The sequence below is a fragment of the Pukyongiella litopenaei genome (assembly GCF_003008555.2).
GTDB classification, from domain to species: domain Bacteria; phylum Pseudomonadota; class Alphaproteobacteria; order Rhodobacterales; family Rhodobacteraceae; genus Pukyongiella; species Pukyongiella litopenaei.
Window position 1 is genome coordinate 3554991 of record NZ_CP027665.1, and the last position, 7700, is coordinate 3562690.

11 protein-coding genes and 2 pseudogenes are annotated in these 7700 nt (G+C 56.1%); 8 read left to right on the top strand and 5 right to left on the bottom strand.

Going from position 1 to position 7700, the window contains the following annotated elements; all coding sequences use genetic code 11:
- Window positions 1-31: 31 nt before the first annotated feature.
- Window positions 32-631 carry an HNH endonuclease signature motif containing protein gene (locus tag C6Y53_RS17400; RefSeq protein ID WP_106473591.1) on the bottom strand — a complete coding sequence of 200 codons (600 nt, stop codon included), beginning with the start codon at window positions 629-631 and terminating at the stop codon, window positions 32-34.
- Between the two features lie 507 nt (window positions 632-1138).
- Between C6Y53_RS17400 and C6Y53_RS17405 the strand changes: the two genes are divergently transcribed.
- Window positions 1139-1441, top strand: a complete 303-nt coding sequence (locus C6Y53_RS17405) for a helix-turn-helix transcriptional regulator (protein WP_106473592.1) — start codon at window positions 1139-1141, stop codon at window positions 1439-1441.
- On the top strand, window positions 1434-2654 hold the full coding sequence (locus C6Y53_RS17410) for a type II toxin-antitoxin system HipA family toxin (protein ID WP_106473593.1): 1221 nt from the start codon (window positions 1434-1436) through the stop codon (window positions 2652-2654). Before C6Y53_RS17405 ends, C6Y53_RS17410 begins: the two co-directional genes overlap by 8 nt.
- 653 nt (window positions 2655-3307) lie before the next feature.
- On the opposite strand, the pseudogene C6Y53_RS17415 reads toward C6Y53_RS17410, so the two are convergent.
- A pseudogene (locus tag C6Y53_RS17415) lies at window positions 3308-4429 on the bottom strand (IS110 family RNA-guided transposase).
- A 94-nt stretch (window positions 4430-4523) separates the two neighbouring features.
- Here C6Y53_RS17415 and C6Y53_RS21080 point away from each other — a divergent pair.
- Window positions 4524-4688, top strand: coding sequence for a hypothetical protein (locus tag C6Y53_RS21080; RefSeq protein ID WP_211299417.1), 165 nt, complete (start codon window positions 4524-4526; stop codon window positions 4686-4688).
- Between the two features lie 139 nt (window positions 4689-4827).
- Here C6Y53_RS21080 and C6Y53_RS17420 read toward each other — a convergent pair whose 3' ends face one another.
- The 3 genes from C6Y53_RS17420 to C6Y53_RS17425 are packed head-to-tail and all read right to left on the bottom strand — an operon-like array spanning window position 4828 to window position 6510.
- Window positions 4828-5760, bottom strand: coding sequence for an IS5 family transposase (locus tag C6Y53_RS17420; protein WP_106473594.1), 933 nt, complete (start codon window positions 5758-5760; stop codon window positions 4828-4830).
- 45 nt (window positions 5761-5805) lie between these two features.
- A complete protein-coding gene (locus C6Y53_RS21515; RefSeq protein ID WP_483251943.1) occupies window positions 5806-6045 on the bottom strand; it encodes a DUF7737 domain-containing protein in 240 nt (79 codons plus the stop codon).
- 15 nt (window positions 6046-6060) lie between these two features.
- A complete protein-coding gene (locus tag C6Y53_RS17425; protein WP_149615550.1) occupies window positions 6061-6510 on the bottom strand; it encodes a hypothetical protein in 450 nt (149 codons plus the stop codon).
- Window positions 6511-6631: 121 nt separating this feature from the next.
- Here C6Y53_RS17425 and C6Y53_RS21460 point away from each other — a divergent pair, with 121 nt between their 5' ends.
- The 5 genes and pseudogenes from C6Y53_RS21460 to C6Y53_RS21480 all read left to right on the top strand — a co-directional run bounded on the left by C6Y53_RS21460 (window position 6632) and on the right by C6Y53_RS21480 (window position 7688).
- On the top strand, window positions 6632-6904 hold the full coding sequence (locus C6Y53_RS21460) for a transposase (protein ID WP_424927818.1): 273 nt from the start codon (window positions 6632-6634) through the stop codon (window positions 6902-6904).
- Window positions 6904-7050, top strand: coding sequence for a hypothetical protein (locus C6Y53_RS21465; protein ID WP_424927819.1), 147 nt, complete (start codon window positions 6904-6906; stop codon window positions 7048-7050). Before C6Y53_RS21460 ends, C6Y53_RS21465 begins: the two co-directional genes overlap by 1 nt.
- A 12-nt stretch (window positions 7051-7062) precedes the next feature.
- Window positions 7063-7140: pseudogene (locus tag C6Y53_RS21470) on the top strand (hypothetical protein); the annotation flags it as partial.
- 95 nt (window positions 7141-7235) lie between these two features.
- Window positions 7236-7334 (top strand): hypothetical protein, encoded by a 99-nt coding sequence (locus tag C6Y53_RS21475; RefSeq protein WP_425300365.1) that lies wholly within the window; start codon window positions 7236-7238, stop codon window positions 7332-7334.
- Window positions 7335-7688, top strand: coding sequence for an integrase core domain-containing protein (locus C6Y53_RS21480; protein ID WP_425300326.1), 354 nt, complete (start codon window positions 7335-7337; stop codon window positions 7686-7688). It begins immediately after the preceding gene.
- The last annotated feature ends 12 nt before the right edge of the window (window positions 7689-7700 follow it).

Consider the following 7700-nt stretch of genomic DNA (forward strand, 5'->3'; position numbering starts at 1 on the left):
ATTTTCTACGACCGAATTGGCGATACAATCGTCATTCGAATTTAAGATGCCACGACCCCAAGTTTGTTTTATGCCATGTTCCGTTGCTATGTTCAGCAGGCTTCGTTTCGCCGGTGAAAAAAGGCTCAGTTACGGGACCGCTGTTCAGGAATTTGGCAAATGGGTCTTCAACCGCTTCTTGCGGTTCCGGAATTTCTGGAGTCTTCTTCGCTTTGCGATCAGCAACCTTGGAAGTAACCTCATTGAGGTCAGCAAGCTCAGACAATCGAACTCTGCGCCGATTTCCGTTGTTGTCGCGTCTAGTGACGACGCGAAGATTTTCCGGTCTATTGTCTGACGGATTATGGTTGATGTGGTCCACATCAAAATCTCTCGGTACCCACTTGCCAAGGGCTACTGCCACAATGAACCGATGCGTGAGGATCGATTTCTCTCCGTGTTTAAACCAGAGATAATCGTGCCCCTCTGGGCTTTTGCTGCCGTTCGGTGTTTCGCCAAACACAGTTCCAGCGGGGTAGTCGAACTCATTGCCATCAATCACGTCGCTTAAATTCGGATATTCAATCTCATGAGGATGAGACGTTTCGTATTCTTTGGCCAGAACGGATTTCACGTACTCAACGTCTTGCATCTGAATTTTCTCCGAATTGGCTTGCAGTGGTTTCTCAAAATCCTGAATTCAACTTAGGTGTCGTAATCTCCCATTGCCAGTGACGCCTTGAGATTTCGCGGAGCTTGAAAAAGATGCAACTAACTTTCCGCAGCTAGACTTGCCATGCTCGCTCCGCATGAGGCGCGCGCCATCCCCTATGCCTCTACATCACGAACCGGCAGATCGAGGACTTGACCGCATCAAAGGTGGTGACTCCAGAGGAGGTGCGCGTTGCGTGGCTGCAGGCGTGACTTCCGAAGGAAGGCAACGCAATCGTTTCGTTCAAGCAGACGCGTTGTATGAGTGCGGTGAGGTAACGAGGCCATGTTTCGTACTGGTAACCTTAATTCTCTCAATGTTATGTTGAGATAACATAAGTCGTGGTGCGAGCTGGGGTGTTGGATCGTCAGGTTAAGCGGTGAAAATTGACATTAATGTATTCTCAGCTTAACTTATATCAGCTTAGTGTTCTCTGGAGGTATCTTTATGGCTGTTCCGATCAAAATGCCTAGAGCGGCACGTAAAGAGCTCGTGACACTTGGGAAAAACATTCGTGTTGCGCGACTGCGCCGCAAATTGACCGCTGAAATTGTTGCGCAGCGTGCTGGCACAACGCGGCAGACCGTCGCCAAGATCGAAAGCGGCAACCCCGCAGTCAAGATCGGCACCTACGTTGCTGTTTTGCAGGCGCTCGGCCTTTTGAAAGGCTGGGGGGATCTGGATGACCCGGTCGGTGAGCAGATGGCCCTGGATGACCTCCCGCAGCGCGCGAGACTGAAAAATGGTTGAGGTCTGGATCGACTGGAAGGGGTTGAAACGGGTTGGCACGCTCCACCGCACAGCGGGGCGGGGCCGAGAGCGGGTATCCTTTACCTATCATGACGATTGGCTTGCCGACGAAAATGCCTTCGGGCTTTCGCGGGACATGCCTCTCGTCAAAGGGCAATTCGTTCCTGAGGCCGGGCAGGACATGCTGGCACCGCTTGGGGATTCTGCCCCCGATACCTGGGGGCGAACGGTGATGCGGCGCTATGAGGGTCGCATGGCAGAAGCCGAAGGGCGACGTCCAAGAACGCTGCAAGAAACAGACTACCTGCTTGGCGTAAATGACGAGACCCGTTTGGGTGCGCTGCGCTTCAGGGTTGATGGCGCGTTTCAAGCGCGCGAGGGCATTGGTGTGCCTGCGCTCGTAAGCCTCGGGGATTTGCTGAATGCCTCCCAACGCGTTCTTCGCGGGGAGGAGACCGCTGAAGACCTCAAAATGCTGTTTGCACCGGGAAGTTCCCTCGGGGGTGCTCGGCCGAAGGCCAGCATCCTTGACCAGCACGGCCGCCTATCTGTCGCCAAGTTCCCGAAGGAGACGGACACCTATTGCGTGGAACGCTGGGAAGCCATCGCACTAGAGCTGGCAAAACGCGCCGGAATTACGGTTTCTGATCACACGCTTGAGATGGAAGGCGACAAACCGGTCTTCTTGTCCCATCGGTTTGACCGGAACGATGACGGCAGGATCCCGTTCATCTCAGCCATGGCGATGCTGGGCGGCAAAGATGGCGAAAGCTACAGCTATTTAGACCTGGCCGATATCATCACCTCAGAAAGCGTAACGCCCGACCAAGATCGCGAGGAGCTCTACCGGCGGGTTGCCTTTTCCATTCTCGTGACGAACCTCGATGACCATATGCGCAATCACGGATTTCTGCGTGGGCGGGGCGGCTGGCACCTCTCACCGGCCTACGACATCAATCCTGTGCCGAACCAACCACGGGTGCTCAAGAGCTACGTTGATGACGACAATCCGGACGCCAGCATTGCCCTGCACCGCGCGCAACATGACTCCTATCTTCTCGAACGCGGCGAGGCAGACCGCATCATTGCAGAGGTAGCCGAAGCAACGATGGCTTGGCGTGACGTTGCCCGTGCCTTGGGGGCTCCGGAGCGAGAGATCAGGGAGATGGCGACAGCCTTCGAGCACGAAGAAGTGGATCTGGCGCGCGCGTGAACTGGGGCCGCTGTTGAATTGGATTGACCGAAAGCCGTTTAGCGGCAGCGGGTATTGAGGTCCTTGGTCATTTCGATGCGTGATGACGTGGCAGGTCGATTTTGGAGTGCCGAACTCAGACCCTCAACGCCGTGTTTCTGATTGCTGAACATAAGCAGGCAGCCGTAGCAGACGCGGGGCAAGCCCCGCTTCAACAAGAAAATTCCCCTGCGCCAGCGCATTCCTCGCGAAGCAAGTTTCTCGCTGACATCCCCTTGGTGCCAGCTTTGGTCATGTTCATCGAAACACTCAAAGTGAGGATCAAAAGATGCCTACTCAAACTCTGAAACTGAACGTCAAATCCGGCGAAAAAGACGGCAAGAACTTCTCTAATGACCGCAGTCAAGTCTTCATCCCAACACATATGGGCCGCACCGGCTAAGTTGGCGGATTGCTTGTGTGCAAATGCGGCGGGCAGGATGCCGGGGCAATGTGCGACGGCTGATCATACTCTAATCCGCACGTTCAAAGCGCATTCCGGCATACGTCGCGGGACCCTTGTCTGGGACGCGGGCGTGAAACCTGATGGTTTTGCCCTACAAGTTCTCGGGGATTCCCTGACCTTCCCCGGCACCCAGCCCGCCGCATCGTTTTTAGTTCTACCTTTCGGATGGTTATGATTGTGTATTCTGCGCGTTAGGTTCCACGGTGTGCGCCAAAACCCATATGAAGCCGACCAGCTCTCGAGCGACGGCTGTGATCGCCAAAGGCATTTTCTTTCCACGGGCAACCAAGCGACGGTATCTCCCACAAAGGCGGACCTGTGCCTTCCAGCCTATGTCTTTTGCAACCTGAGGAATTCCTTCCTGCCTCAGCATCATTTGCATTCCAATTTTCGCGGGCTGCCGGTAAGCCCATGCTGCTTCGATCAGTATGCTTCTCGCCAGTACATTCCCCGTTTTCGTGATCCGGCCTCGGCGTGTGGTTTCACCGCTAGAGCGTTCTCCCGGAACGAGGCCCAGAAACGCCATTAGCTGGCGCGGGTGCTCGAAACGGCGGATATCGCCGATCTCAGCGACGAGCGTCACGGCCGTAATCAACGCGACACCTCGAAGGGCTTGCAGAGCTTCGACAACAGGCGCGAGCGACCAGTACGGCACAAAAATTTGGATCTGTTCTTCGATACTATCGCGCCGAGCCTCAGCTTGTTCCTCTGTATTGAGGTAAGTCTGAAATGCAACCTGTTGAGCCGGGCGAGGAAAACTCTGATTGGCCAGCCATCTACGGTGGCTGCGTTTCCAAGTTGTTTTGCCCCAGATGCGGCCCTGGCGAAGCAAAAAGCTTGTCATGCGTTGCCGCGCGCATCGTACATCCTTTGTAGCACAATTGCGCACCCGGATCAGGTCGCGCATCGCTTCATGGACTTCATCCGGGACCCACACCGAAGTCAGCTCATCGGCACGAGACAGCCGTGCCAACGTCACTGCGTCACGCCGATCCGTCTTAATCCGATCGCCCGGGCGACGTGGCGTATGGGCTGGCGACACAACTTCGCAGGCGTGGCCATCTGCCAGAATCTGCCGGTATAGGCCATAACCGCAAGGCCCTGCTTCATATACACAATGCAGCCGATCGGGACGCGCGTTTAACTTCTTCAACAGCCGCGCAACAGAATCCGACGTGCTTGCTATCTCTCCCTACTCCCGAACTTCGCCCCCTCGAGCCGCTTCGGCTACTGCTACCGCAATTGTTTCTTTGTGGACATCAAGGCCCACGAATACACTATATTCCGACATGGCCCATCTCCCTGTGCATGAGGCTCGGCACTCATGGTGCAGCCCTCGTTCATCGTTTGCACACGATGGAAGCGAGCCACGTGCAGAGGCAAGCGTGGGGCTGCCGTGTGGTCATACTGTCTGGGACCGCTGCGGCGTCCTCTTCGTCAACACCGACGACAGCGGCAACATCACGTCGATCAACGTCAAACACAGCATGTTCCCCGATGTCGAAATGGTCGCCTTCCCGCGCCGGGATGAAGATCCGGTCACTGAGTGACCTTAGCGCTAGGGCGGGTTCACCGCCCTGGCCTTCATCGGCGAAAACAAGGTTGTCAGCTAGGTCGCTTCATCTTGCTATCGAACCGGCATTGTTGCAGAACCCAGCAACTGAGCGAGTTTTCCCTTTCCCATTGAGTTCAGGCCACGCGTTCGATCTCGGCCATGCCGAATTCGTTGAAGCGGTTCATGAGAGCGATACGGATGTGGAATTCAGCGGTCTGGCGGTCGGGGTCTCGTGAGGCGATGCGTTCGCCGAAGGATTTCAGGAATCGCATCTTTGCCTCGATCCGACTTCGGGCATGATAGCCGGTCCATCGCTTCCAGATGGTTCGCCCGAGGTGCCGGGTGGCGCGCAGGGTCTCGTTGCGAGCCGTTGCGGCCGGACAGTCTTCCTTCCAAAAGCGCCCGTTCTTGCGGATGGGGATAATGGCGGCCGCGCCTCGATCCAGGATGGCCGTATGGCAGCGGCGCGTGTCGTAGGCGCCATCACCGGTCACGGTACAGATCTGTTCCTCTGGCGGCAACTGGCTCAGCAGTTCGGGCAGGACCGGACTGTCGCCTTTGTTGCTGGATGTGAACTCCACCGCCCGGATGTCGCCGGTGCCGGTGTCCATCGCCAGATGAACTTTTCGGTATTGGCGCCTGCGATGGGTTCCATGCTTGCGGGCCAGCCACTCGCCATCGCCGAGGAACTTGATCCCGGTACTGTCCACCAACAGGTTCAGCGGGCCTGCCGCGCGACGGCCCGACATCTGGACGGTGATGGATTTCTGGCGTCGGCTCAGGGTGGAAAAGTCGGGCACCGGCCAGTCCAGCCCGGCCATCGTCAGGATGCTGCCCACCATCCCGGTCGTTTGCCTCAACGGCAGGCCGAACAGCACTTTCACCATCAAACAAAACTGGATCGCTGCGTCCGAGAACACAACAGGGAGACCGTTGCGGCCGGCCCTGGGTGCCAGCCACACCATGTCCTTGTGCAGCCAGATCAGCAGCGAGCCGCGCTGTTTCAGCGCGTCGTTGTAGGACTTCCAGTTCGTCGTGCGGTAGCGGGCGGGTTCGGGCTTGCTCATGCGAGCCTCTTAACCCACCGGATTCTCGTGGTGAATCTGTATCGGTCAAGTTCTGCAACAACGCCCGTCATCGGCCAACATGAGCGCCTTGGACAGGATAACAGAGAGCCGGTTATCCCCTTCAAATGGCAGTGCGACCTGGGCGGACTTGGAAACGCTTCCCCCAGGGACGATGCAAAGATAACGGTCCCCCGGCGACATCAGGATGCTTGATGATCCTAGATGGATCTTGCAGGTGTTCAGCTTGCCCTCAACAATCAAGAATTTTCCGTCGATATGGGCCACATCGCGAATTTTGAGTCACGGCAGCAAGGATTCGAGCACTTGTTTTCGGGTCTTGGCAAACCCATTGAGTTTGCCAAATGAGTAGCTCTGCCAATAGTTTCGAGCTTCCGGTGTAGGGCCTTGATCAACCCAAGCAGGATCGTTGCCGACACTGGCAACCCCTTCAAACAGATCGGTCTCACGCATCGTTTCAGACAACAATCGCGGCGGAACGGTCTCTAGCCTTACCGGAATGCTATTTCGGACAAAACGCAGTTGATCGGTGCCGACATAAAGATAGATGCCTGAAACGTTCCAGTTCTCTTGGTCCCAATTGGTGTGCAACAGGTATTCGGCTGTTGGGTCACTGGTGACAAAGCTCTTGTACGCCCATTGATCATCAAGGCCGTCATCATAGGCGCCCATCAGTTGATAGCGCCATCCGCGCGCAGCCATCAAGGTGGCCATCTGGAGCTGTTTCAACATATGGGCGGCCATCCGGTTGAAATAAACTCCAGTGTAGCGCTCGGCGTCGGTCCACTGAAGTGGTCCCAAAAAACTGGACAGTCAGCTAAGGTGTACCCCAAACCTTTGAAGGGATACGAGAATGGCGAAGCGCCGGAATTTTACAGATCAGTTTAAAGCGAATGTGGCGTTGGAAGCGCTGCGTGGTGACAAGACCGTGCAGGAGATTGCGGCAACGCATCAGCTGCATCCGAACCAAGTCAGCACATGGAAGCGACAAGCCATCGAAGACATGGCCGATGTGTTTTCGGGCGGCAAGCAGAGCGGCCCGACCGAAGCCGAGATGAAAGAGCTACACGCCAAGATCGGGAGGTTAGCGGTCGAGAACGATTTTTTGTCGGAAGGGCTGAGGTGATGAGCCCCGAGAAGAAACGCGCGATGATCAAGCGGGGCTACCCGCAGCTCAGTATCGGTCAACAATGCAAGTTGGTGCGGCTCAGCCGGTCGGCGTTCCATTACACGCCCGTCGGGATCGATGCTGACACTCTGGCGATGATGTAAGAGATCAACCTGGTGTTCACCAAATATCCGTTCTTAGGCATCCGCCAGATCGCAGCCTATCTGCGTCGGGAAGAGGTTGTTATAGGACGGCATCGTTTAAGGCGATTGATGGCGAAGATCGGCTTGGTGGCAATCTACAATCGCCCCCGAACCAAGTCTGGTGCGCCGATATCACCTTCGTGCCGGTGCGGAACGGGTTCTTGTATCTGGTCGCAATCATGGATTGGGCCACACGCAAGGAGCTGAGCTGGCGGTTAAGCAACACGATGCACGCGGACTTCTGAGTGGACGCCTTAAACGAAACCATCGCCAAATACGGTTCATCTGAGAGTATCAATACGGATCAAGGATCGCAGTTCACCGGATCAACTTGGATCACGACGTTGACCCACGCGGGCGCGCGCATCTCGATGGACGGTCGAGGCAGGTACCTCGACAGTATCCTCATCGAACGGCTGTGGCGGTCGCTGAAGCCGGAGGCGATTTATCTCGAAGAAATCACCGACGGCTTCCAGGCTCGACGTATCATCAAGGACTGGATAACATGCTATAACACCGCGCGGCCTCATTCCGCACTTGATCGGCAGATACCTGACGACGCATATTGGGCGGGCTTGGAAGAACAGAAAGCAGCATGAAACCTAAACCCG

Bases quoted from the DNA above. Each gene is read 5' to 3' on its own strand.
- C6Y53_RS17400 (WP_106473591.1), bottom strand. From the start codon at position 631: ATGCAAGACGTTGAGTACGTGAAATCCGTTCTGGCCAAAGAATACGAA.
- C6Y53_RS17405 (WP_106473592.1), top strand. From the start codon at position 1,139: ATGGCTGTTCCGATCAAAATGCCTAGAGCGGCACGTAAAGAGCTCGTG.
- C6Y53_RS17410 (WP_106473593.1), top strand. From the start codon at position 1,434: ATGGTTGAGGTCTGGATCGACTGGAAGGGGTTGAAACGGGTTGGCACG.
- C6Y53_RS17420 (WP_106473594.1), bottom strand. From the start codon at position 5,760: ATGAGCAAGCCCGAACCCGCCCGCTACCGCACGACGAACTGGAAGTCC.
- C6Y53_RS17425 (WP_149615550.1), bottom strand. From the start codon at position 6,510: ATGTTGAAACAGCTCCAGATGGCCACCTTGATGGCTGCGCGCGGATGG.
- C6Y53_RS21460 (WP_424927818.1), top strand. From the start codon at position 6,632: ATGGCGAAGCGCCGGAATTTTACAGATCAGTTTAAAGCGAATGTGGCG.
- C6Y53_RS21465 (WP_424927819.1), top strand. From the start codon at position 6,904: ATGAGCCCCGAGAAGAAACGCGCGATGATCAAGCGGGGCTACCCGCAG.